The organism is Paenibacillus sp. 1A_MP2 (assembly GCF_052244825.1).
Taxonomy (GTDB): domain Bacteria; phylum Bacillota; class Bacilli; order Paenibacillales; family Paenibacillaceae; genus Paenibacillus; species Paenibacillus vandeheii.
Genome location: NZ_JBQQCS010000001.1, coordinates 6,524,646 through 6,549,637 on the forward strand (window position 1 = coordinate 6,524,646; position 24,992 = coordinate 6,549,637).

The 24,992-nt window shown below is 46.6% G+C and carries 20 protein-coding genes and 6 pseudogenes; 4 read left to right on the top strand and 22 right to left on the bottom strand.

Going from position 1 to position 24,992, the window contains the following annotated elements:
• Window positions 1–122: 122 nt before the first annotated feature.
• The 6 genes and pseudogenes from ACTWJ7_RS32065 to ACTWJ7_RS32090 form a co-directional block, all read right to left on the bottom strand.
• A complete protein-coding gene (locus tag ACTWJ7_RS32065; protein ID WP_079348867.1) occupies window positions 123–506 on the bottom strand; it encodes a hypothetical protein in 384 nt (127 codons plus the stop codon).
• Between the two features lie 114 nt (window positions 507–620).
• Window positions 621–1,871: an ABC transporter permease gene (locus tag ACTWJ7_RS32070; protein WP_301882390.1), complete on the bottom strand. Its 1,251-nt coding sequence runs from the start codon at window positions 1,869–1,871 to the stop codon at window positions 621–623.
• Between the two features lie 18 nt (window positions 1,872–1,889).
• Complete coding sequence (locus tag ACTWJ7_RS32075) at window positions 1,890–2,621, bottom strand: ABC transporter ATP-binding protein (protein ID WP_079348865.1); 732 nt, start codon at window positions 2,619–2,621, stop codon at window positions 1,890–1,892.
• A gap of 356 nt (window positions 2,622–2,977) precedes the next feature.
• Window positions 2,978–3,393: pseudogene (locus ACTWJ7_RS32080) on the bottom strand (type II toxin-antitoxin system death-on-curing family toxin).
• Window positions 3,390–3,653: an AbrB/MazE/SpoVT family DNA-binding domain-containing protein gene (locus ACTWJ7_RS32085; RefSeq protein ID WP_079348863.1), complete on the bottom strand. Its 264-nt coding sequence runs from the start codon at window positions 3,651–3,653 to the stop codon at window positions 3,390–3,392. Before ACTWJ7_RS32085 ends, ACTWJ7_RS32080 begins: the two are co-directional and overlap by 4 nt.
• 375 nt (window positions 3,654–4,028) lie before the next feature.
• Window positions 4,029–5,348 (bottom strand): MFS transporter, encoded by a 1,320-nt coding sequence (locus ACTWJ7_RS32090; protein WP_301882394.1) that lies wholly within the window; start codon window positions 5,346–5,348, stop codon window positions 4,029–4,031.
• Between the two features lie 470 nt (window positions 5,349–5,818).
• Here ACTWJ7_RS32090 and ACTWJ7_RS32095 point away from each other — a divergent pair, with 470 nt between their 5' ends.
• Complete coding sequence (locus tag ACTWJ7_RS32095; protein WP_024632985.1) at window positions 5,819–6,280, top strand: MarR family winged helix-turn-helix transcriptional regulator; 462 nt, start codon at window positions 5,819–5,821, stop codon at window positions 6,278–6,280.
• Window positions 6,281–6,360: 80 nt separating this feature from the next.
• Here ACTWJ7_RS32095 and ACTWJ7_RS32100 read toward each other — a convergent pair whose 3' ends face one another.
• The 5 genes and pseudogenes from ACTWJ7_RS32100 to ltrA all read right to left on the bottom strand — a co-directional run bounded on the left by ACTWJ7_RS32100 (window position 6,361) and on the right by ltrA (window position 10,789).
• Window positions 6,361–6,546 (bottom strand): hypothetical protein, encoded by a 186-nt coding sequence (locus ACTWJ7_RS32100; protein ID WP_024632984.1) that lies wholly within the window; start codon window positions 6,544–6,546, stop codon window positions 6,361–6,363.
• A 31-nt stretch (window positions 6,547–6,577) separates the two neighbouring features.
• On the bottom strand, window positions 6,578–7,063 hold the full coding sequence (locus ACTWJ7_RS32105) for a hypothetical protein (RefSeq protein WP_079348861.1): 486 nt from the start codon (window positions 7,061–7,063) through the stop codon (window positions 6,578–6,580).
• 119 nt (window positions 7,064–7,182) lie between these two features.
• Window positions 7,183–8,690, bottom strand: a pseudogene (locus tag ACTWJ7_RS32110) (MDR family MFS transporter).
• Window positions 8,691–8,724: 34 nt separating this feature from the next.
• Window positions 8,725–9,296: pseudogene (locus tag ACTWJ7_RS32115) on the bottom strand (GNAT family N-acetyltransferase).
• A gap of 200 nt (window positions 9,297–9,496) precedes the next feature.
• Window positions 9,497–10,789 carry a group II intron reverse transcriptase/maturase gene (ltrA, locus tag ACTWJ7_RS32120; protein ID WP_301882399.1) on the bottom strand — a complete coding sequence of 431 codons (1,293 nt, stop codon included), beginning with the start codon at window positions 10,787–10,789 and terminating at the stop codon, window positions 9,497–9,499.
• A gap of 364 nt (window positions 10,790–11,153) precedes the next feature.
• Between ltrA and ACTWJ7_RS32125 the strand changes: the two genes are divergently transcribed.
• Window positions 11,154–11,375 carry a hypothetical protein gene (locus tag ACTWJ7_RS32125; RefSeq protein WP_301882400.1) on the top strand — a complete coding sequence of 74 codons (222 nt, stop codon included), beginning with the start codon at window positions 11,154–11,156 and terminating at the stop codon, window positions 11,373–11,375.
• Window positions 11,376–11,420: 45 nt separating this feature from the next.
• On the opposite strand, the gene ACTWJ7_RS32130 is transcribed toward ACTWJ7_RS32125, so the two are convergent.
• Window positions 11,421–11,717: a hypothetical protein gene (locus tag ACTWJ7_RS32130; RefSeq protein WP_024632980.1), complete on the bottom strand. Its 297-nt coding sequence runs from the start codon at window positions 11,715–11,717 to the stop codon at window positions 11,421–11,423.
• Between the two features lie 186 nt (window positions 11,718–11,903).
• Here ACTWJ7_RS32130 and ACTWJ7_RS32135 point away from each other — a divergent pair, with 186 nt between their 5' ends.
• On the top strand, window positions 11,904–12,392 hold the full coding sequence (locus tag ACTWJ7_RS32135) for a GAF domain-containing protein (protein WP_079348860.1): 489 nt from the start codon (window positions 11,904–11,906) through the stop codon (window positions 12,390–12,392).
• Between the two features lie 159 nt (window positions 12,393–12,551).
• Here the strand turns inward: ACTWJ7_RS32135 and ACTWJ7_RS32140 are convergent, their stop codons facing one another.
• From ACTWJ7_RS32140 to ACTWJ7_RS32175, 8 genes and pseudogenes are all read right to left on the bottom strand, one after another.
• Window positions 12,552–12,752: a TipAS antibiotic-recognition domain-containing protein gene (locus ACTWJ7_RS32140; protein WP_443146244.1), complete on the bottom strand. Its 201-nt coding sequence runs from the start codon at window positions 12,750–12,752 to the stop codon at window positions 12,552–12,554.
• Window positions 12,753–13,168: 416 nt separating this feature from the next.
• Window positions 13,169–13,354, bottom strand: a pseudogene (locus ACTWJ7_RS32145) (MerR family transcriptional regulator); the annotation flags it as partial.
• Window positions 13,355–13,726: 372 nt separating this feature from the next.
• Window positions 13,727–15,150, bottom strand: a pseudogene (locus ACTWJ7_RS32150) (aldehyde dehydrogenase family protein).
• 86 nt (window positions 15,151–15,236) lie between these two features.
• Window positions 15,237–15,659 carry a universal stress protein gene (locus tag ACTWJ7_RS32155; protein WP_079348857.1) on the bottom strand — a complete coding sequence of 141 codons (423 nt, stop codon included), beginning with the start codon at window positions 15,657–15,659 and terminating at the stop codon, window positions 15,237–15,239.
• Window positions 15,660–15,677: 18 nt separating this feature from the next.
• Window positions 15,678–16,898: an MFS transporter gene (locus tag ACTWJ7_RS32160; RefSeq protein ID WP_024632975.1), complete on the bottom strand. Its 1,221-nt coding sequence runs from the start codon at window positions 16,896–16,898 to the stop codon at window positions 15,678–15,680.
• 141 nt (window positions 16,899–17,039) lie between these two features.
• Entirely contained in the window at window positions 17,040–17,480 is a 441-nt protein-coding gene (locus tag ACTWJ7_RS32165) for a helix-turn-helix domain-containing protein (RefSeq protein WP_301882409.1), read from the bottom strand.
• A gap of 244 nt (window positions 17,481–17,724) precedes the next feature.
• A complete protein-coding gene (locus ACTWJ7_RS32170) occupies window positions 17,725–18,084 on the bottom strand; it encodes an SdpI family protein (RefSeq protein WP_285080285.1) in 360 nt (119 codons plus the stop codon).
• Between the two features lie 99 nt (window positions 18,085–18,183).
• Complete coding sequence (locus ACTWJ7_RS32175) at window positions 18,184–20,565, bottom strand: heavy metal translocating P-type ATPase (RefSeq protein WP_301882410.1); 2,382 nt, start codon at window positions 20,563–20,565, stop codon at window positions 18,184–18,186.
• A 259-nt stretch (window positions 20,566–20,824) separates the two neighbouring features.
• On the opposite strand from ACTWJ7_RS32175, the pseudogene ACTWJ7_RS32180 reads away from it, so the two are divergent.
• Window positions 20,825–21,195 (top strand): annotated as a pseudogene (locus tag ACTWJ7_RS32180) (ArsR/SmtB family transcription factor).
• 141 nt (window positions 21,196–21,336) lie between these two features.
• Here the strand turns inward: ACTWJ7_RS32180 and ACTWJ7_RS32185 are convergent.
• Both ACTWJ7_RS32185 and ACTWJ7_RS32190 read right to left on the bottom strand, forming a co-directional pair.
• Entirely contained in the window at window positions 21,337–22,497 is a 1,161-nt protein-coding gene (locus ACTWJ7_RS32185; protein WP_301882412.1) for an AI-2E family transporter, read from the bottom strand.
• A gap of 1,557 nt (window positions 22,498–24,054) precedes the next feature.
• Window positions 24,055–24,912, bottom strand: coding sequence for a hypothetical protein (locus ACTWJ7_RS32190; RefSeq protein WP_301882414.1), 858 nt, complete (start codon window positions 24,910–24,912; stop codon window positions 24,055–24,057).
• Between the last annotated feature and the right edge of the window lie 80 nt (window positions 24,913–24,992).

The window sequence follows — 24,992 nt, forward strand, 5'->3', positions numbered from 1 at the left end:
AAAAACCTCGAAATCCCACTATCGTGGGGTATCGAGGTTTCTATATGATATATGCCCATTCAAAATCCTTGTTACAAACACGTTTACATACTAAGACAAACAGCGGCATCACCCATATGTCTTTACGCCTTCACACTGCCCGAGAATCCATCGACTGAATCATCGAAGGTCGGATCATCATCCCGGTTATGCATCCCCTGTTCAGGATTGCTCCCTTGGCTTCCACTCGCATAACCTTCATGCCAATCTTCATTCACGAGATGAGCTGGAATAGATATATTCTGAAACTGATCCAATCCATCGGTTTCGGAAAGAAACACGGCACTTCCTCCGTGAGACTGTACGATTTCCACAGCAGACTGCGTATCCTGACGATCTGTAGGAATATACAATTCGAGCGGTCCTGACTGATATGGTTTATACCCCAGTTCCTCCAAAGTTGCTTGCGCAGCGAGCAGCGCTGCATGATCTGCGAAGTGCACCTGAAGTTCACTATCATCCATCATAATTTTTCCTCCTTGCGAGAGCTGATCTCTTATCTTCTAAAATGTTAAGATTCGTCTCCTCTAGCATGGTCAGTTATTTCATCGGATATGCTACTGCACAAGGAAGAATATCATTTAAGCAGATCGGATGTAACGAATCCAGCCTGTTACAGACAGGACGAACAGTCCAAATGCCACAGCAGCCGCAGCTGTAACGATACCTTCGAGCCAACCCAGCCAGGCTGCCCCCAGTGAATATCCCATTAGAATCCCGATCGGAACGAATAACATTCGGACCATGGTCGTCGCAGCTTGATTCAACGCCTCGGCATCGTAGGATACGAGCTGAACATAGTCGGAGGTTGCAAATACATCCCATGAACGATAAAAGAGCACGCTCAGCATAATAATTAATAATCCACACACAATCACATTGACCGGAAAAGGGGGCAAAGCAACGGCAGCGATGGACAGGCCACCAAGCTGCAAATACAGTTTCATGGTCGATGAGTTACGAAAGAATGCCTTGAATGCCGTCTCAGCTGTCCGATTAGAGATGGATCGATGACGCAGCAGCTTGCGCGGCTTGCGGAATATCACGGTCCGAGTGCGCGGCGCTTTGGGCTTGGTGATGGAGCGACTTAGTATAAGTGCTGTAAGCTTCAGTCTTTCCCGTAAATCCTCTCTCACATCGCCCTCAAAGGTCCCTTTCATCTCCAGCCTCATTCGGCCAACCATTATTAGTAGAAGGATTGCGGCCACGATGCCTGCAAGCAGTGTCCAGATCTGCCCATGCATCCAAAACGTTGCCCCAATCGTGATAATGCCCATTGCAATTGCGAGTGGAATCATGCGAATCCAGCGTCTCCAGCCGGTATACCGTACTTTTGTCATATGGAGCACAATTACCTGAAATGAAGCCACTGCGCCAAACCAAATCGATATAAGCGCGATATGGATAATTGACATGTCATACACACGGGACCATAGTGGTGCGGTCAACGCGGTAATTGCAATCATTTTGCCCAGATGCTGTATACAAGCCCGGTAGATCCCCTGTCTCATCAAGGTGCGCATCCACAGTGACCTCGACTTCAGGAATAACACATCCGCTTCTTCCACAAATATAATAATTCCGCCTGTGAGCATAACAATGTCGATTAGTCCTGTCAGTGTAGGCAGTGATAATCCGGTCGCCCATGAGGGAAGCGGTTTGGACCACAAGCTCATATACCATCCGCTAAGATACAACAGACCCGGAACAAGCAGATATACCCATACCGTCCAATCTACTACCAGTTTCAGGTTTTTCAACTGTTCATTGAAGTGCTCCTTGCGCCTGCGTTTATATAAACCAAGTGGTGTGTATGTTTGAAAGGTCTGCATCTCTTCTCCCCTTCCCGCTTAGGATGTCAGTGTGTCAAAACAATCGAATAATGAGGCTTCCGGCAAATCTGCGGCTGCACGGATTTCATCCAGCGTTCCTTCAGCAGCGGATTGCCCGGCATGGATGAGAATAAAACGATCACAGATTCGCTCAGCGGTATCCAGTACATGCGTTGACATAAGTACACCTGCACCACGGCGGCGCTCATCGTCCAGCAATTTCAGAAAATCCTTGGTTGCTCGCGGATCCAGTCCGATAAAAGGCTCGTCCACAATATATACATCCGGCGAGGACAAGAAGCCGATCATCAGCATCATTTTCTGCCGCATGCCCTTGGAGAAACTGGCCGGAAGATCATTGCGAACGTGGTCCATACCGAAACGAACCAGCAGTTCCTCCGCCCTGGCAACAAAGACATCTTCCTCCATCTCATAGGCGGCCGCGGCCAGGTCGAGATGTTCCCACAGGGTCATATATTCGTAAAAAACAGGCTGCTCCGGGATATAGGCATAGCGACCGTCTCCTCCAATGGTTACTTCATATTTTGCATGCTCAAGCAGGCCAAGCAATGTTTTGATGGTCGTGCTTTTGCCAGCCCCATTCGGTCCGATAATGCCTACCAATTCTCCATGAGCCACGTGTAATCGGATGTTTCTTATCGTGGATTGGCCTGCATCATATCCTGCTTCCGTAATATGTACGTCCAATATGGACTCCTGTGCGGGTATATCTTTGTTTTCGCTTTCCATATCATTCACTCCCTGTCCTGTCAGGTGCTTGTTCCGTTCTTTATTGTTATTGTAATCGAGTTCGTGAGGAATTGTTTGATCATTTTGAGCTTTTGTATTCTATATTAAATGGAACAAAGATATTTTACTCTTACCACTCCGATGCCAGAACAACCTTCCGATCGCTGTTATCCCCAGATTTTTTTGAATTCCCTTTTTCAAAGGGGAAAATCCGGGGATAAAGGCGAACGCTCCGCTTCTTCAGGTTATTTCTGTCCTCTCCGTTCTCGTGTAAATGTTTAGTTCAATTTATATAGATTATAAATTGGATTTAGATAGGAAATTAAAGAAAACAATAAATCATAGTAAGGAATGACCTATTGTTTCTTTTCTTCGTTTTTGGAAAAGCAGTATGTACGGATAGTCAAGACTACATCTTCAAAAGTATATTTGTGATTCACCATATCAACGGTAAAGTCCTCAGCCAAAGATTGTTCCATTTTGAGATGCAGATTGTTGTAACGCAGAAAGATAACTAATGCAGTAAAAGCAGTCCTTTTGTTAGCGTTATGGAAAGGATGATTTTGCCCCAAGGACTCAAACAAGGCTGCCGCTTTTTCATATATTGTTGAATACGCATCATTAGAAAAAGCGGAGGACCTGGGTCGCAGTACAGCAGATTCAAGCAGACCAGAATCCTTTACCCCGATCTGCTCCCCGGACTGTAACGTTTTATCATGGCTACGTTGATAGCTATAACTTCTTGGACAGTCAAATATCGGATTTGGTTCATCTGTCTTTAAGACCTTTCAAAGCTTGGTCATATTCATCCATAACATCAGAGAGTGTATCCATAAAATCACTGCTGATTCCATTCGGTAAATTAACTTTTGTCGACTTTTTAATAACAATTTCTCCGTTGGACTGGTCTACCTCGATGTGAACCATATCTCCCTGCTCAAGTCCAAGTTTCTTTAAAGCATCTGTCATGGTCAGGCCCAAACTATTACCAAATTTAGTTACTTTTCGTTCCATCTCTGTCACCCTATTCATTCAATATCCCTCCTTAATTATATTATTCAACTGTTATAACAATTATACTAACACTTAATCAACTCTATATAAATTCGAAATTTAAAGTATCCTTGTTGCGTGTTCCAGTAAAACGTAAAAAAGCAGGGGTCCGGGGCCCCTGCTTCTTTATATTACAGTGAAAATCTCATATTACCGAGTTGACTCCACCACAGTTGAAGTTTCGCTTTCTGCATCTGCATTTACGTTCAGACTCAGATTCAGCGCTCCACGGCACGTTTACTCAAAAGTTTTTCATTCAAAAAGTTTAAATTTTAATGAAAATCCTGCCAATAATTTCCCCATCTCCTACCACAGGAATCAGAGTACTTGCAAACTTATTTCACTAACCTGTAATCATGAATTTGCTGCAAGACTCCCATCCATGTCCTTCTTTGTTTGCCTGCGAATCACTACATACAGCACACCCAGCAACGTCAGCAAAATGCCTGAACAGACAAAAGCCGGAATAACTCCGAACGAGGTCACCAGAAATCCGCCTACCACCGGACCCATGATGTTACTGGCCGTCATGATGCTGCCAACTGTTCCAAACACACGCCCCGTCATGGATTCAGGGGTTTGTTCCTGAAGTAGAATTTGGAACGGAACAATGGCAAATCCAACACCTACACCTGCCAAGGCAAATAACGATATCAGCAGCAAATTGGCGCCAAGCCCGGCATGCGGCCATACTCCTACGATCATTCCTACTGCACCAATGACAAGACCCATCAATGATGTTCCAAGCCCCATCTTGATGACATGCCCTGCCTTTTTCCACTTCTGAACACTCATCGCGGCAATTAACGTACCCACACCGCTGGCCGCCACGCACCATCCGAGCAGATCACTCGAAATACCGGGAAGCTGTCGAAATAAGACTACCGTCTGTGAATCCGCAAATTGCAGAAACAGCAGAGCTGAGGCAAGCAGGACTAGAGAGGTTCCCACCTGAGGCAGAGATGCGAGCATACGGATGCCCTCCATTGTATCTTTCAAAAACGTAGCTTTTTTACCTGCTTGAGCAGTACCTGCTGTCTCTTCCTTTACCTGTAATACGTTCTGATTTGCAGATTGGATCACCCGGGCTCCAGGAATCCATAGCAAAATAATGCCGGAGATCAGAAAGGACGCGGAATCCAATGCAAAACACCAGGTGATCCCAAAAGCGGCAACCAACAGCCCGCCAAGGGCCGGACCAACAATTTTGGACATCTGTTCAATCACCGAGCTGATGGACATCGCCTGCCCCAATTGCTCCTGCGGTACAATCTCCTTCAGCTTGCCGTTCTTGGCCGGTGAGAACACCACATCGAACAAAGACTTGAGAATAAGTAATACATACACATGCCAGAGTTGGTCGGCAAAAATAAGCCCGCCAACGATCACAATTCGCGCACCATCAGCAACGATCATCAGCCACTTCCGATTAACCCGGTCCGCCAGCGCCCCTGCAAATGGACCCGTAAGCAAGACAGGCAATGCTGCACACAGTGTGGTAAACGTAATCTCCCACGGCGTGGCATTCCAGCGAATGCCCACCAGTGTAAGGATTGCCAGCAGATGCAGCCAGTCTCCAAGATTGGAGATGGCCTGCGCAGCCATCAACGTTATGAAGGACCGATTGTGCTTCAGGGGTCTTCGTTCCTGCATTGTTACTCCACTTATCATCATTCTTCTCCTCCGCCCTCAACCCAATCATGATATGAATTCATTATAAAGGGCAGGCTGTGCCCCCACCTCCTGCCAGAGACGGAGAAGAAGCGGTGTCTTCAGGATGATTTTTCCAGAACTTATTGAACTAAACATTTACACGAGAACGGAGAGGACAGAAATAACCTGAATAAGCGCAACGTTCGCCTTTATCCCCGGATTTTGCCCTTTAAAAAGGGAATTCAAAAAATCTGGGGATAACAGCGATCGGAAGGTTGTTCTGTCAGCGCAGTGACAAGTGTAAATATTCAATCGTTCAATTTATATAGACAAAAAATGATTAAATTTTAATTGCTAAAAATGCAAATCTTGTGACATATCGCATGTTTTTCACACAAACAGACGCTTACAATAAAAACATGGCGACCCTCTGAATCGTCAACTGTCAGTTCATTATCAATTTCAAACTAATCTGAAAAGGCGGGATCAGCATGCTGGAATTACAGGAAATCGGAACCGAACGTTCTCTTCATCTGTACCGCACCTTGGCCCAGACATTTAAGAGCGTGAATGAACACGCTGTATCCGGAAGCAAAGTGCATGGCTTCAACCCCACCGCTTACGGGGTGCTCGAAGTGTTATATATGAAAGGAGCACAGCCCATTCAACAAGTCGGTGCACAGCTTCTGCTGCAAAGCGGGAATGTCACTTATGTCATTGACAAGCTGGAGCAAAAAGGACTTTTGCATCGCAAACACTGTCCACAGGACAGACGCATCATTTTTGTAGAACTGACCGAGGAAGGCCAGCGTACCATGGATGAAATCTACCCAGGCTATGCACACAAAATTGATCGTGCTGTCAGCGGACTGAGCGAGGATGACAAAACATTGCTGTCTGAGCTGTTGGAAAGGCTTGCACTCGGTGCAGATCGTTTATCCGCAAACGGCTAGGACCAGCCCCTATCACCTGATCCAAATTAAAAATAACCGGTTCGCCTAAATAGGCGGCACCGGTTATTCGTATGTGTTAATCAAAGGTACAGAATCCACATCAACACCGTGAGGGCTGCGACGACCAATCCACCTGCAATCAGCAAATCGACAACGTATCTGGAAAGATCTGAGCGACTGTGCCCCTCAATCTCCCTCTGAGTCTCTTCGTACTTGCGTTTGGCTTCGTCTTCCTTCGACGAATTCAGATTATTGGGAAACATCATCCTCACCTCTACTCCCAATGAGATATCTATATTATTTTGTGTTGGTTTGCCTCTGATTACGGGCTTTATTCACTATCCATCCCAGACCGGATTGCCACAACAAAAAAACAAAGGTTGTTATTACTACGTATTGATAAGGGCCGACATACTGGAAGGCATCCATTTTGAACACAAAGATGGAGAACAACAGTGCACTGCCTATACCCAAAAGAAAATAAGTTCCGATTACAGATATCACCCTTGTTACAGGTCCATTCAATCTCAAGGAAGCAAGCACATTGTCCGCAAATAATGATAAAGGCAGGATCAGAAACAGAAGAACAGCTACATTGATAAGAATGCTTATGATCAATGTATACCAGAAAGGATAGTAATATGTATGTTCAGCTCGTTCAGCTAAGGGAACATATTGCATGAGTTCGACAACCATAGGAAGCGAAATACATGTTAGAAGGGCTGCCAGCGACTTGATTGAAAATGGCACAAACCAGTACGATTGCTGCGATTGTTTTCTCATCTTAACTCGCCTCCCATTCTATTACTGAACATTACAGAAAATCCCTTCTAGAAAATAATAAACAAAAAAGCAGCCAAGAAACAGCTGCCTTGATTCAAGAATTATTCTTTTTACTTTGTTTACTTCCCTGAAGCTTGCGCTTGCGGCGGAGCATCTGCATCTTCGGGAACGATTAGCCGTTTGCGCAAGGCCAGTGTCGTCACCCACGAGATAATGGCAATGACAAACATGATAACGAACAATGAGTGCAGACTTCCTTCCAGCACGTTACGCAAAAGTGACCATTTTTCATCCGACAGGGCAGCTTCCGTATGCGGGGCAAGCAGTTGATTCAGGTCCCCATCCGAGATCCCCGCCTCCGCCAGATGCTGCTCGCTCGACAACGTTGATATTCGATAGTTCAACCAAGTGCCGAAGGCTGCTGCACCAATGGTTTGTCCTAGCGTACGCATGAAGGTATGTAACGCCGTGGACGATCCACGCTCCTTATATCCGACCGAAGACTGCGAAATAATTGTGAATATCGTAAAAGCAAACCCGAAGCCGAGTCCATATATAAAGGTCAGAATAAACAGTACGGACTGGGCGACGTCCCACCGACCAGGAAGAGTCCTCCCGAGCCTATGGCGATCCCGGTTAATCCAATCACTGCCGTTAAGCGTGATCCAATCTTCATTAACAGACGGCCCGCAAGAACGCTGCCGATCAGCCAGCCGACTGACATGGGTGCAAGCAACAATCCCGATTCAGTCGCATTACCGCCCCGAACCCCCTGCACCCAAAGTGGCAAATAACTGGTTAGGCCAATCATCAGGGTACTAGTCAACAGTCCGGCGATATTCGCCACCCGGATGTCCCGAATACGGAACAGATGGAGAGGAACCATCGGGGCCTGAGCTCTCTTTTCCACTACAAAAAATAAAATCATGAACAAGATAGCCACAATGCTCAATCCCACAATAACAGGAGAACTCCAGGCGTAATACTGTCCACCCGCCGACAATACAAAGAGCAATGCGGTGATACCGACGGTAAAGGTCAACGCACCCATGTAGTCAATTTTTGCGGTACGCGGAGACATTTCTTCCTTCAAATAACGAAATACAAACCACATTGCCAGCAGTCCGAATGGCAAATTGAATCCAAAGATCCACTGCCATCCCAGATTGTCTACAAAATAACCGCCCAGCAGCGGTCCTGCCAGAGAGGATATGCCCCACACGGAGCTGATCCAGCCCTGTATTTTGCCTCGTTCTTCAATCCGATAGATGTCACCGATAATCGTAAACGTAACAGGCACAACTGCACCTGCACCAATCCCTTGAATCGCACGATAAATAATCAGCTGCTCCATGTTCTGCGAAAGGCAGCAAAGAAGCGAGCCTAGTAAAAATAAGGCACAACCAATCAGGAATACCGGCTTTCGTCCGTATATATCACTGATTTTGCCGAAAATCGGCGTGCTGACAGCCATCGTTAACAGATAAGCAGTGAAGATCCAGCTTAGCAGCTGTACACTACCCAGTTCACTGACAATGGTTGGCCCTGCCGGACCAATTACGGTACCTTCAATGGCCGACAAAAAAGTCGCCAACAGCAACCCCGCCAAGATGAAGCTGCGATTCAAACCTCCTGTTGTATTCACACAAACCCTTCTCTCTTTAATTCTCTCTCTTGCGCAAAAACTCATCGTATAGCAGGGAATACATCACCATATCCTTATATCCGGTAGACGTATGCTGCACCTGACGCAGCAGTCCTTCCCGCGTGAAGCCGTGGTTCGTCAGAAACTCACCCGAAGCGAGGTTACGCGGATCAACCAGCGCTTCAATTCGATTGAGACCCATCGTCTCATACCCAAACGGCAGCATAACCGAAAATGCTTCCGTCATATAACCGTAACGCCAGTAATCGCGCCCCAGTTCGTAACCGATCTCACCCCGAAATGCGCCTTCAAGCTGCCAAGTATTATATCCGCAGCTTCCGATAAGCCGGCCCGTTTCCTTGAGTTCAATCCCCAGCGAATCGCCTCCTCTTCTCCTGCCATATGATTCAGCAGCCCAATCATATCCGCAGCCTCACTTGTCCCAATCATGGGCGCCAAATTCATATAACGTGTCACTTCCCGGTCAGACCAGCAAGCGAACATCTGGGCCGCATCCCGGCGGCGCATTTTGCGCAAACGCAGCCGTCCTGTCTCTAGTTCGGGAATTCTCCCTTTGCATTTATACATGAAAAGACACTCCGATCCGATCCATCTCCACAGACCATAAGATTCAATAGCCATCTAACCATAACCTGCACCGAATGGCAACTGTTCAGTCATCGTACTAGAGTAAAAGGCTGGGCAAAACCCAGCCCCTCCTCATCAAACCGTACGTGAGGTTTTCCCTCATACGGCTTTCCGATGTTCGTCATTCATGGGCATGCAAATTACAACAGCGTTTTTAGTCCATATTGGCCGGCGATATATTTAACCTCAGATACTGAACCCATCCATTTTCTGCGTTGTCTCTTCTTCGCGTACCACCGTGTTAACCGTTGCAAAATATACCAGTCCAGCTTAGCTAGTCTCTTTTGGCTGTAGTTCGTGTAGTAATAATTTCTCCACCCTTGAATCTTCGGATTGAGCCATTTCACATGTTCCGCGAACGATCTGGATCGCATACTCGGTGGAGACAGTCGCTCTTTAACGACTCCACGAATACGTTCTTCCGCCTTTTTGGTTAGCCATTGCTGCGTGGTATAATATACCTTCCCTTGCGAAGTTTCTGCTTTCGTTTTTCGGTGGTGCATTCCTAAGAAGTCGAATCCCTCGTCTCCTGTCCATAGACCTACAATGCGAGTTTTGGTCGGGTGCAGGGTTAGCTCCAGACGTTCCATAATTTTGCCTATGAGTTCATACGCATGCTCGGCGTCCTTTTTGGTTTTACAGATTACTACAAAGTCGTCTGCATACCTTGTCAGTTCTCCCAGACCTCTTCCATGTTTCTCCCATAGTCGGTCAAAATAGTTCAGATAGATATTCGCCAGAAGCGGTGAGATCACACCACCTTGCGGCGTTCCTAAATCGGAGCGCCTTACGTTTCCTTCTTCCATCACTCCCGCCTGAAGCCACTTCCGTATTAATTTCAGTATCCGCCTGTCGTTGATGCGCATCTGCACCAATTTCATCAGCTTCTCTTGATTAATGTTATCGAAGTAACCTTGGATATCGACGTCGACTACCCAATTCCCTTTGCGGTTGCAAGCTTTCCGAATTCGTTCCAGCGCTCCTTTCGCACTTCGTTTCGGGCGAAATCCAAAGGATACGTCCTCAAAATCCGCTTCAAAGATGGGTTCAATCACGAGTTTCGTTGCCATCTGTATGACTCGGTCGCGCACGGTGGGTATGCCCAGCGGTCTTTGCTTCCCATCTTTCTTTGGGATATAGTGCCGCCGTACAGGCTGCGGATGGTAGTTGCCTTCTTTCAACGCTCGTTCGCAGTCCTTGAGGAAGTTCATTTCTCCTTGTTCCTCCACATCTGCCAGCGTTATGGCATCTACACCTGCCGCTCCCTTGTTCGCTTTCACTCGTCTCCAGGCTTCGTACAAGACATCCCACCGGTAGACTTTGTCGTACAAGGCATGGAATTTACGCTTGCTGTTCTCCTTGGCCACATGACCTAGCTTATCTTGGAGTTGTTGAACTTTTTCCTTTGGTGTTGTTAGCCGATTGGCATTCACTCACTCGTACCTCCTCCAAAAGCATAAACAACGCAGGGCTCCTTCCCTCCCCAAGGTTATGTTGTCCTTGGGTTCTTCGGTACTATGAGCCCCTCGGACTCCCTTCCCACAGACGTTTCACTTCGTCTTTTGGACTTATAGAGTGTCTCTTTACGAATTCCTAAAAAAAAAAATCCGAGTGGGGGAGGGTCTCCCCAGTTCACTGCATGATCTTTCAAGCCATGCCACTCCCTCTACGCCGGAAGGTTCTTCACTGTTGTTCCAAGTTCTACACAGCTTCCTTGGCCTTCGTCTATGTGATCGAGACTCGACACCTTCTTTTCCCCTTGCAGGGCCTTTTTGACGACGCGGCAGGATTCACTTTATGTTGCGGCCTGGCTTGTTGCTCGCCCTGTCTCTGACAGGTACTTTTGTCGATGCGCTTTTGCACACGGATTTCGCCATATGCAAGCATCCTAGCTACCAAGGTGGCTTGGCCCCTCCTTGGGTTGGACTTTCACCAACAAGATCATGCGTGCCTCTGGGCACGCATCACGTCAAAAAACCGGGCGCTTCCGCTCCCGGTCTTGTTGTACGTATCGATTAACTCAAGTTTGCATGAAATTTCGGGAGACTTTGACCCAAGGTAGATTTAGGCAGTAGACGTCTTCTTGCCCGTCGCCAGCAATTCCTCACTAACCCGGCCAAGTACAGCTGTGATTTCCTTAAACTCCTCAATGCCAGTCCCGGTAAGACTCCATTGATCTCCATGGGCGGTCAGGAAGTTCTCTTGCGTCAGATGCTCAAGCTCCTGCTTGATCTCCCGCTCACCAACGCGATATCCCCGTTCTTCCAATAGAGGCAATGCGTCGCTAACGGTTAAATCCTGATTTTGGGCCAAATATAGAAGATGAATTCGTACAAAAAGATTCTGTACCTCTGCATGCATAAGCCAAGCTCCTTCCCGGGTTGTAGCCCGCCGTGGTTGCTAAGTAATTACCCCACGCAGGAAGATGAGAAACAGGAGGAATTTTCAGGCAAGACCTGCCTTTTCCGAAATCCTCCGCTTGACTAACCGCATACTCTGCACTATCTTGAAAATAAGTACCATTTTTGCTCGGGAGGGTGATTCATCATGTTTCAAGCTGTTTCTTATGAAGGAACACGAAGCGAGCAGCAAACCGCCGTCCTGGGACAGTTAAGCGCTCTGATCCGCGATGAACCTAGCGACATTGCTAATCTGGCAAACGCTGCGGCGTTGCTCAATGTATTTATGACCGATACCAATTGGGTCGGATTCTACCTGTATGATGGAAAAGAACTTGTACTCGGTCCATTCCAGGGACTGCCTGCCTGCATCCGTATTCCACTGGGACGCGGTGTATGCGGCACTTCTGCTTCGGAACGACGTACGATTGTCGTTGAAGATGTTCATGCCTTTCCAGGCCATATCGCCTGTGATGCCGCATCGAACAGTGAAATCGTAGTACCTATTATCAAAAACGGCGAATTGTACGGGGTGCTCGACATCGATAGCCCGCTCAAGAACCGTTTTGACGATGAAGACCGCATCTTCCTGGAAAAGGCGGTAAGCCTGATTACAGAGCAGCTGGAATTATCCTAACTGCCTGAAGGGACATGTTCATTAAGCAGATGAAGCATTCATCAGCTTTACGATGATGTGCAATAACAAAGAGCGCACTCCTCACTAGAGGAGCTGCGCTCTTTGTTATGATTATTTTCTTCACACCCATGTTCTGCTCGCCCATGATACTTTATGCATCTAGGATAAATCCTGTTCCGCCTTAATCATCATCCCGTCTCGCAAAAACTCGGCCAGCTTGGGGTGATAGCCATCATACATCTGGCGAAAATTTTTGTGCTCGACATACAGATTGCCCAGATCACGGTAAATCTCGGCCGTTGGTGTGTAATAATCCTTGATCCATTCGAGATGTCTGCCAATAATTTGTTGTACCTCCAAGCTGCCGGGGTTAACCCCTCCTCAATGGCACCCTGCAAGTCCAAATGAATCCGGTCAAGCTTCGCTTGCGAATCGAGAAAATCTTCCTTTGACTTCATCTCCTGGCCCTCGGGCATGGTGGATTGCTCCAAGGAATGGACGCCTTGCTTCTGAGCGGCTTTGGTCTGCTTCTGTTCGTAATAATCATGCTTTGCCGCATGATCAGAGGTCGTTTCATTTAAAAGCCTGTGACGTCCTTTATTCGAAAAGCCTGCGTACAGTTCATCCTCATCCAGTTCCTGCTCTCCTCGTAAATAGGAAATGGTTTTGTCCAGTGTCTGGATCATCCTGTGAAGATGAAGAGCCTTCTCCAGCATCTCGATCCGATGCTGCTGCATAATACGGATCATGTCCCGGGGAGTATCCCTGAGCATGGGGGCGATTTCTTCCTCCTCCATGCCTACTTCTTTACAGAACAGTATCTGCTGCAGCCTTAGCAATTCCGGCTTCTCATAGTAGATATCATCATCTTGACCCACGAAGGCAGGATTCAGCAGACCTGTCTCTGCGTATTGTCCCAATTCATTAAGACTTACACCGGACATTCCGGATACATCAACCATGGAATATGCCACTTGAATACACCTCCTGTCTGGCCTGTATGCTCAGGCTTGCTCATTCTGCATTTTATTTGAATTTTGAGTGAGAGATTATAAAACGTTCGACAATCTGTACCCGAGTAATCCGTTCATTTCTCTGGATAAATACACAATACTTCGTTGATATGAACGGCATGTAATTGATAGATTCGCGGTATGATAAGTATTTATACCCTTCTCATCAAATGTGAACCCGGGGTCAGTGAAGAAAAGCTATGTATTTTTTACGTTAAGGACTGAATGTTAAAAAGCTAAAAAATCCTGCACCCGCTAATTCGGGCACAGGATCACCTTGTTCTATTTCATCTCGAATATCCGCTCATTTATAGGTCGATCTTAATTCTTGTTAAACATGACAAACTTCAATTCCGTCATTTCCTCCACGGCATATTTGACACCTTCACGCCCCATCCCGCTCTGCTTCACACCGCCATAAGGCATATGGTCCACACGGAATGTCGGAATATCATTAATCATTACGCCACCAGCTTCGATGTGGTCAGCAGCATGCAATGCGGTATGAATATCATTGGTGAATACACCTGCCTGAAGGCCATAGATGGAATCATTCACATGCTCAATCCCTTCTTCAACCGAATCCACTTTATTAATGACAACGATCGGCGCGAATACCTCCTGACAAGACACCTTGGCATCACGCGGAACGTTAACAAGCACCGTTGGACGCAGTACGCCTCCCTCGGCTTCGCCGCCTGCTGCAACCTCAGCACCTGCCTGCTTGGCCTCATTAATCCATTCGAGCGTACGTTGTACGTCTTTGGATGTGATGAGTGCAGAGACAACGGTATCCGGGTTCAGCGGGTCTCCTACCACGACTTGTTTCGCCTCTTCAGCAAAACGGCGAATGAACTCATCCGCGACCGCGCTGTGCACATAAATCCGCTGCAATGAGATACATACCTGACCTTGGTAAGTAAAAGCCCCAGTCACACATCTCGTTACCACCTTGTCCAAATGGGCATCCGCGTCTATAATGACGGCCGCATTTGACCCTAGCTCCAATGTCACCCGTTTCAGTCCGGCTTTGCTGCGAATGCTTGTGCCTACAGCGGGGCTGCCTGTGAATGTAATATGAGCCACATCAGGATGCTCTACAAGCACATCACCAATCGTTTTGCCTTCACCGCTCACCACATTCAATGCCCCATCGGGTAATCCGGCTTCCTGAAGCAGATTGGCGATGTAATAGGAAGACAGCGGCGTCTGCTCCGCAGGCTTCAGTACAATCGTATTGCCTGCTGCCAGCGCCGGTCCTACTTTGTGAGCCACCAGGTTCATCGGAAAATTAAACGGCGTAATGGCTCCGACAACGCCCAAGGGCTGCCGCATTGTGTATCCTATGCGTCCTTCTCCGCCTTTGGCTGCATCCATAGGAACCGTCTCCCCAGTGAGTCGCTTGGCTTCCTCTGCGGCGAAACGATACGTTTCCACTGTACGATCAACTTCAGCGAGCGCCGCAGTAATCGGCTTCGCTGCCTCCAGTGCAATAATGCGTGCCGCTTCTTCCTTCCGTTCTTCCAGCAGGACAGACAGCTTGTAAAGAATGTCTGCACGCTGATGGGCAGGCATTCTGCGCATCTCTTTGCGAGCCTGAACTGCGGCGGCAATCGCTGCTTCTACTTCCTCAGCTGACGCCGAGGATACTTCTGCCAGTGTTTCTCCAGAGTACGGTGCCTGAAGTGTTATATAATCTACTGATTCGGTGGGCTTGCCCCGATGAACAGATGTTGTTTTTTCATCGCTGCATCCTCCATTCATGTTTTCCGCAGAGTATTCCCATACCTATTTATACACCACTTTGGCATCATCAACACAAGTCATACCTCTAATTGACAGTCATCACCGGACATTCTGCATGTTTCAAGACGCCGTGACTGACACTGCCCACCACGATTTCGGCGAGCATGCTTTTCCCCGCTGTTCCCATCACAATAAGATCACAGTTTCTATCCTTTGCTGCCCGGCATATCTCATTCACGGGATCACCGGCAATCAGCAAAGTTTCATAATGAACAGAACGAGCACCTATCAATTCATTAACGGGTTGTATGATATGCTGACCTTCTTCAGCGATCCGCGCTTCCAGATCCACGCCAAGTGCGGGCTCATTCAGCGAGATCGAAGGATTGACATGAACAATAATCAACGTAGCCGGCTCTTTCAAACTTTCTGCCAGAACAACCGCTTGCTCCAAAGCCTTGTGTGCATGCTCCGACCCATCGACAGCAACCAATATTCGTTTCAGCATTTTCCATTCCTCCTGTTCTTAATGATGCGTAATGGCAGCATCGATATCGCGCAGATGTCTGCGGCGTACCAGAAGCACAACGACCCCGATCAGAACCATCAATGCGCCAAAATAAAACGGTGTCTCCGGCAGGAACCACTCGGATAACTTACCAGCAAGCCATGGTGCCAACGCACCGCCAAGGAACCGGACAAAGCTGTAGGCAGCCGATGCCACAGAACGTTCCACGGGTGCAGCTTCCATGACTGCCGTTGTAATTAACGTGTTGTTGATCCCAAGGAAAATCCCGGCAACGATAACAGCTACGATAACGGTTGTGGATGATCCCATCACCGTACCTACCGCCATCACCAGCAAATCAATTGCGAACAGGGTCAGCATAACGCTCATGGAAGGAACCGATCCGAATCGGCGTTGCAGTCTAGGTGCGACAAATACAGACGTGATCGCCAGCATCAGACCCCAACCGAAGAATACATAACCGAGTCCGTGCTCATCCAGATTCATGACATAAGGTGAATAAGCCATCAAGGTAAAGAAACCAAAGTTATACAGGAAGGCGGTAATCGCCAATGTTTTTAGTGAAGGATAACCCAGAGCCTTGAACGGATCGGACAAGGAGCTGCGTGTTTTGGGTTTGGCTATCTTGGGCAGCATAAACGTAATACTGATAAAAGCAATCGCCATCAGAACAGCTACACCATAGAACGGGCCACGCCACGAGATAGAACCCAGTTCACCACCGAGCAATGGACCAACGGCAATCCCCAGACCAAGCGCTGCTTCGTACAAAATAATGGCTTTGGCTGTCCCCGAAGTGGACAATCCCACGATAGCGGATAATGCGGTTGCGATGAACAGGGCATTCCCCAGTCCCCAACCACCACGGTAACCGACCAGTGCACCTACGGTATCAGATGTCCCGCCCAGGAACGAGAAAACAATGATTAGCAAAATCCCGCTGAGCAGTGTCCACTTCACACCAATCCGGCTGGATACAACACCCGTAATGAGCATGGCAACCCCGGTAACCGCGTTATAACTTGTAAATAATAAAGATACCTGGCTTTTGGAAGCATGCAGCTGATCTGCAATCGCAGGCAGAATCGGGTCAACCAATCCTAGTCCCATAAAGGAGATAATACAGGCGAAGGCTACTGCCCATACCGCTCTGGGTTGGGACAGCAGGCCTCCACGGGATGACGGTAATTCGTCAGGTAACGAGGGTTCTCTTTTCATACATCATTCCTCCTGATTCATGATTTATGTTGTGAAATAAATTGTGAAAACAATGAAATTCTTGTCTTCATTTTCAGAAATATGGGAAAGAAAACGGCACAAAGGACACCGGATCTCCCGGTGCTTATCGTGGAATATGAATTATGTGTCATTCTCATGCCCTTCTAATCGTCGAATGCCGTTCTGAACCCGTTCACGCAATTCCTCAAGTTCCTTCTGCACGGCATGAATGCTCTGAAGTTTCTGCTCAATCAGCTCCAGCTGGTCGTCCAGCGTCGTTTCCATCTTGGTGAGCTTCTCGATCCGTTCTTTTACTTCCGTGGTCTGCTGGTAGTCAAAACGCTGTTCGTTCAGCGCATCCGCCGTTGCCACATAGGTATGTAGCTCCTGAAGTGAGAATCCCAGCACTTCCTTCGCCCGGACCACCTTTTTCAGATAATCGATATCTTCTCGGGTGTATAATCGTGTGCCACCATCCGTCCGCTGAGGTGAAGGCATAACACCAATCTCTTCGTAATACCGAATGGTACGCTTGGTCAAACCACATTCCTTGGCTACGTCATCGATTTTATATAAACTCATTTCCTTCACCTCACTTTCATTATATGTCTATAATGTTATATACATAATTATATATATCATTAACGTTAACGTCAACGTTAGATTTTCGACCGGAATATGTAGTATGTCTCAAACATCGACTGAATATCTCAATAAAAGATTTCCAATATGTTGTTAAATGTAGTTATTATTCTCTGCCTCTATAAGACGCAAAAAAGATCCGCTCTCACGGATCTTTCATTCAGGTCGAATTCACATCATACTTCTAAGCGCCTTGCTTCTTCTGTCCCTGCTGCTGAACACGCTGCATTTCCTTCAAGCGACCTTCAACCTTGGTAAACAGCCGTACCGTATAGAACACGACAGCGAAAAGACTCAGAACCAATGCTTGTACATCGGTAAACCAGAAACCAAGAATACCAAACACCGTAATAATGACACCAAACTGCATCATCAGATTGGCGCTGTATCGTTGTGCTTCTTCCCACAATTCCGGGTTACTCATCGCGCGTGGGGTACGGTATCCATATATGCCATTGATTCTTTTAGGCGGTTTTTTGTAAACCATTAACCCCAATACGAAATAACACACGCCGCATATCAAACCAACAATTGCTCCAGCCACAATGTCCTCCCCTAACTCCATTCAAAATACACAACAGTTATTAAAACAAAAAAACGGCTCTACGTATATACGAAGAGCCGCCGGATCGTTTCGTAAAACTTAGATGTCCTTCACCCGCAGTACACGCATGGCGTTCAGGACAGCCAGCACGGTCACCCCTACATCAGAGAATACCGCTTCCCACATGGTGGCAATTCCGAACACACCCAGCAGCAGGAAGATCGCTTTGACACCCAATGCAAAACCGATATTTTGCCAGACAATGGTTCGTGTCCGTTTTGCAATCCGGATCGCACTCGCCAGTCTGGATGGTTCATCCGTCATGATGACCACGTCTGCCGCTTCAATAGCAGCATCCGAACCGAGTCCGCCCATCGCTACACCTACATCGGCTCGCGCCAAGACGGGCGTATCGTTAATGCCATCACCGACAAACACCATTTTCTCTTTTGGTGATTTGGAAGCTTCAAGCCGCTCTAACTGCTCGACTTTATGCTGTGGCAGCAGCTCTGCGTATACTTCATCGACACCCAGTTCACGCCCTACAGCCTCACCAACAGCCTTGGCATCCCCTGTCAACATCACTGTTTTGCGGATGCCCAGCTTCTTGAGCGCCTGAATAGCTGCCGCCGCATCGTCCTTCACCTCATCGGCAATGATCAGATGGCCCACATACGAACCTGATTCGGCAACGTGCACCACTGTGCCCACGGATTGTGGAGTCGTGTAGGAGATGCCTGCCTGTTCCATTAATTTGGCGTTACCAGCAAGCACTTCACGTCCATCTACACTGACCTTGATGCCATGTCCGGCTACCTCATCGTAATCGTCCACACCTTGTGTACGGATATCTTTTGCCCAAGCTGCACGAATGGATTCAGCAATCGGATGATTGGAATGGGCTTCGGCAATCGCAGCAAGCTCCATCAATTCTTCTTCCGTGCGCCCACCTTCAGGACGAATCGCTGTTACTTTGAAAACACCTTTGGTTAGTGTACCCGTTTTATCAAAAACAACGACTTTGACATCGTTCAGTGCTTCAAGGTAGTTACTTCCTTTGATGAGTATACCGTTACGTGAGGCAGCTCCGATGCCACCGAAAAAACCAAGCGGAATGGAGACGACCAGCGCACACGGACAAGAGATTACGAGGAACACCAGTGCACGATAGATCCAATCGGCGAATGTTGCACCACTAAGCACCAGCGGCGGAACGAGCGCAATCAATGCAGCCAAAATAACAACAACCGGCGTGTAATAACGGGCGAATTTGCTAATAAAATGTTCCGTTTTGGCTTTGCGGCTGCTTGCATTCTGCACCAGGTCCAGAATTTTGGATACCGTGGATTCACCAAAGGTTTTCGTTACTTCAATGGTCAACATCCCGTTTTTGTTCACGAACCCACTCAGCACATCACTGCCGGGCTCCAGTTCCCGAGGCACCGACTCACCCGTCAGAGCGGACGTATCTACCATGGAACGACCTGCCTTAACGATCCCGTCCAGAGGCACCCGCTCGCCCGCTTTGACCACGATGCGATCTCCAATGCGCACTTCTTCCGGAGAAACCCGCTTGGTCTCTTCTCCCGTACCGATCAGCATATTGGCATAGTCCGGGCGAATATCCATAAGGGACTGAATCGACTTCCTTGAGCGATTAACCGCCATTCCCTGAAACAGCTCACCGAGCTGATAGAAGAGCATGACCGCAACACCTTCGGGGTATTGACCAATGGCAAAAGCACCAATGGTGGCGACGGACATGAGGAAGTATTCATCGAATACCTGACCGCGAATAATGTTTTTGAACGCCTGGAGGACGATATCTCCCCCTGCAATCAGATAAGCAACAACATAGAGTGCAAGCTGCGCCCATCCTTCCAGCGGAGACCAGATCGCCGCTGCCAGCAGAATGGAGCCTGCCGCCAGACGTGCCAGCAGCACCTTCGTCTGCCCAGCGCCATGTTCATGCGAGTGTCCGGCGTGCGCGTCATGATCGTGACCGTCTGCATGTTCGTGATCGTGACCGGCATGACTTCCATGATCATGCGCGTGCCCTTGGACGCTGTGTTGATGGGCGTGGTCATGTGCATGATCATGGTCATGGGAATGACCAGCATGATCTTGACCACTCGGCGTGTGCTCATGCGTGTGGGCTCCGCTGCCTGCGTGTGCGTGCACATTGCCGTTGGCGCGGTTTATTGAATCGGCAGCAGCACGACTGCCTTGTGATGATTTATTTTTTTCCGAAATACGAATATGCGGCTCCAACCGAAGAACTTTGCGCTTCGCTTCTTCCACCACCTGCTCATCCATATCGGATGTGGTGTGCATGGATAAGGTTTTAGTTACAAAATTAACCGAGCAATCGGAAATACCTTTAATTTTTTTGACGCCATTCTCAATCTTCAATGCGCAGTTCGCGCAATCCAATCCATCCAGCAGCAGTTCCCTTTTCACCTGTTCCTGTCCGGTTCCCATGTGAACTCTCCCCTTTGCAGTACGTAAAACAAAGTTATCCGTAATTTTTTTGATCTTACAATCAATATATGAGCAATCATTCATATGTTTTGTTAACCCTATTATATGCACGCTTAAACATGAGTGTCAACAATTCCAGTTGATTTTTCATACAGAATATGCTAATAGTAATCATTTCGCTTTAGACGTTTTTTGGATATAATAGGCTTATCGAAGAACATTTGATCAAAGGTTGAGTTCATATAGGTGGTGATAGGAAATGGAACAACCGGTTAAAGCTCCTGCCGAATGCGACGCGGCCTGCTCTGGAACAGAGGCTGACGTGCAGACCCTTCGTGCTTCTCTCATGGATCGCGAGACCTCTTCCGAGATGGCCGATTGGTTCAAGGCTTTCAGCGACCCGACACGACTTCGTATTATTGATGCGCTGTTGCAGAAAGAATTATGTGTGCACGATCTGACGGTGCTGCTCGATATGGACAGTCGGCCATTTCGCACCAGCTGCGGTCGCTCCGCAACATGCGGATCGTCAAGCGGCGCAAAGAGGGCAAGACCGTGTATTATTCTTTGGATGATGCACACATTGAGCAGATCTTCCTGCAAACGCTCCAGCATATTAAACATGGCTAGGCATTAGCTAAACCTGTTCAACCAACAGAACCCCCGCCTGTCGGCTATTAGCCGATGGACGGGGTTCTGTTGTATAAGGGCACCGTTTTGGCAGAAAAAGAAGTGTATTATGGGGGTTCAGCTTAGGCTTGCCCACTCCGGTTACAATAGATTGTTATTTTTCGGATCATACAGGCCGGATCGTTCCTTGAACCAGTTGAAGATATGTGACACACATACTTTCAGCACCGCGTATCCCGGAACAGCCAGCAGAATGCCCACCACACCGAACAGATTGCCTGAAGTCAGAATGACAAAGATAATCGTGATCGGGTGAATCTTGAGCGTTTTGCCCATAATCTGAGGTGAGATGAATTTACCCTCAATTAATTGCACAATGGTCCACACGGCTACCATCTTCAGCAGCATGACCGGGGAAGTGACCAGAGCTACGATCAACGCAGGCGTAATCGCGATTGCAGGTCCCAGGTACGGAACGACACTTGTGAACGATGCGATAATCGCAAGAATCAGCGCATAGTCCAGACCAATAATCATATAACCGATGTAGAGCAAAATACCGATGCAGAAGCTGACGATAATCTGTCCGCGAATGAACGAACTAATCTGGTGATTGATATCTTCCAGCACATGCATTGCACCCGTACGGCTCTTGATTGGCAGGAATGACAGAATTTTCGCTGGAAGCTTCTTGCCGTCTTTCAGCAGATAGAACAGGATAAACGGAACCGTTACTATGGACAGCACCGTCTCGGTGAACGCTCCAAGGAATCCGCCCAATCGGGTCCAGGTCGAGTTCAGAATCTCAGTAGCTTTCTGGGAGATCGTGCCCCACCAGTCCTGAGAATTCAGATTCACTGTCTCCTGAAACTGACCGAACAGCTTGCTGCCCGTAAGTTCCTCAAACTGATGCTTTACCGTCTCACTGTACGTTGGGAAATTTTCGATCAGCCCCGTAATTTGGTTACGCACGACCGGAATGACTGCCAGTACGACGACTGTCAGGATACCTCCGATGGCGAGATACAAGATTAGAATGGACCATCCTCGCTTGATCTTCCACTTTTCCATGACATCCACAATCGGATTCAGCAGGTAATAGAGAATACCCGACAGAATAATCGGCAGCACAATCGTCTTGATCAGCACCGCAAGCGGGTGCAAAACAAAGGATACCTTGGTCAGAACCATCACGTTCAGTCCTACCAGCAGCAGAATTAACAGAAAAAGGACAAACTTGTTATTCAGAAAAAATCGCTTAAACCGATCCGGCCAAATGCGGGGTTGCTCAGGTTGCTCCATAGGCGTGTCTTCCTCTCTTATGTATCCTTTATCAAAGCATAAGCTGTAAACCAGCATGTTTCTTCACTGCACATAAAGTAGCTTGTACAAGCCAACATATGTATAACACATGGAGTTTATACGTACGGCTCTGTTTAACCGTTTCAAATTAGAGCGGTAAGATCATTTTACCCTAAAAAGATCCTTATGCCCCATAGGTCAAGTTGGGTTATCCTGTATATCTTTATAGACTCTCTTCTATTTTTCAAGTAACTTCTATTCTGCAAGGGCGATCGAGATAATTGATAGTATACTTGAATCATAATATCTCCACTCTCTATATGAGTTGATATGAATTACTTGAAGGCCTTCCAGTAACCGAGGTTCTTCTTTATGGTTCTGCTAGATGGAAATCTCGTATCGTTTCTTGCCTTCAGCCTACCTTCCCGATAAATATCATACTGAATCACTGTAAAATCCGAACCGAAGTGGCTTGCAGCTTCCCTTAATGCATCAACACAATTTTTAGGTGAATATAATCGGTTATTCATCTTATTGATTTCATGTACTAGCGTTCTTTGCTCCTTCCTTTCTATTAATTGTTCTCTCGGCTCGTTCGTTACACTCTTTGGGGTTTTTGCTAATATGCGTAAAACAGATGTATTTAGACTTGCCTTACCTTTCAAGAAATCCATAACATGAACATTGGTTTGTGATTTACCACTTTATCTAAGCCGATGATTAAGCTATATATTAGCTCATTGCTTGTGCCTACTAACTGAGTGAGATGATCTGATAATTCTATTGAGTTGTCGTGAAGTAATTTTGCAGTTGATAGATGATCTATTATTACATCAACAGTATTCATAATTCCCATCCTTCGCATTGATCTTGATCTTTACAAAAAAAAGCACCTCGCACAGACAGAAAAAAATTCTGAATGTACGAGGTGCTTCCTCGCTTAATTTTGTATGTAATTTTGTACTATCATTGTATGAAAATCACGGGCAAGTGTAAAATCGTCAACTCTTGTTTGTACGACCTGTTATCCCCATGAAAAAATCCCCTCCAGCAGACAACATGTAAGTCCATCTTAATAGATGTCTCTTTTCGTTGTATACCATAAGGGGTGTTACCATAACTCAAGCTCTTTTTGATTGATTCGTAAAAACAAAGGCGATTTTTTAGAAGGACTAGCAATGTTAAGCAGAAGAGTAATGTACTTTTTATTCAAGATTAATGTCATTATTTTGACTGCGGCATTCCGAAATTGGCTAAACTCTAATGTTTTTAAGTGTTTTCAACAAATCTCTACAATTTAAATAATAGTAATAAACAAACTATCCAAATATTCAAGGTGAAACCAAGGCTTATTATAACTCGATGCGATGTTTTAGTTTTTGTTTTTCGATTTTCATCTGTTAATAATTTTAATAACAAGTAGATACTAATGAATGATAATACTGGAACAACTGTAAAAATAAAATAAGCCATAATATCAATCATTTATCACAACTCACTCTCTAGTGAAATCAGGTATAGTCATGATTATATCATACCTATACCTGATATTTAAGATTACATATCTTTGTGATACCAGTTTAGTGTTCGAGCGTCTGCATTGGATTCAGATACTCCAGCTGTTGTACTAAAAGTAACTGCTGGCGTTTTGGCAACATTCACTTCTCCAGTCAAATTCCACTCTTTATGAAAATACTTAGCTTCAAATGCAGTTACTTCTAATCTTCCTGATTTATCATGCTCTCTATACAGTTGGAAACCCGACCAACCCTTATGGCGATTGACTATATATCTGGCTCCATTTTGTGAGAATTCACTGATTAGGTTTACCTCATAACCTATACCAGCTCCTGGTGGGGCTTTTAATTGGCCGCTTTGTTGAGTGCCGGCAGTTTCAGCGTAAAGGGTGGAGCCACTAGCACTGTGATAATACCCAAATGCTTTATAATTATACTTTGAAGAACCAGATACTAGGTTCCAGTCATCAGTCCATGCAATACCATATTGATCTGAAGAAGTGAAAATAGGGTCGTAATTCCAATCCCAGTTATAATTTACCGCTATTTTGGCAGTTCCAGGAGTAGTTGATGGTATACGACTAAAAGATGTTATGTGAGTAAAATTAGAGAGACTCATAGGTGTTATTGAATCTTCATTAGATGGAGAATTGTCCGTTAAAGTGTCATAAGTAACCTTATGCGAAATATATGTCGCTTGTGCAGCATAAAGTTCCATTTTTTGCTCTTCTTCATAAGCATCGATAAGTTCTTGAGGATAACCGGCATTTATTAGATACTGATCCAATTCCGATGTGGATACTGCAGAATCTGCACTTGCTGCACTTGCTACACTAGAAAATAAAGAAATTATTAATGTAATGGCAAGAATAAATTTAATTGGCTTACTTCTTTTCATAGACTTCCATCCTCTCGAAATTGTTAGAACACTAAAAGTAAACTTTTATTCCTCCTTCCTATATTTTTATTATATTTTAC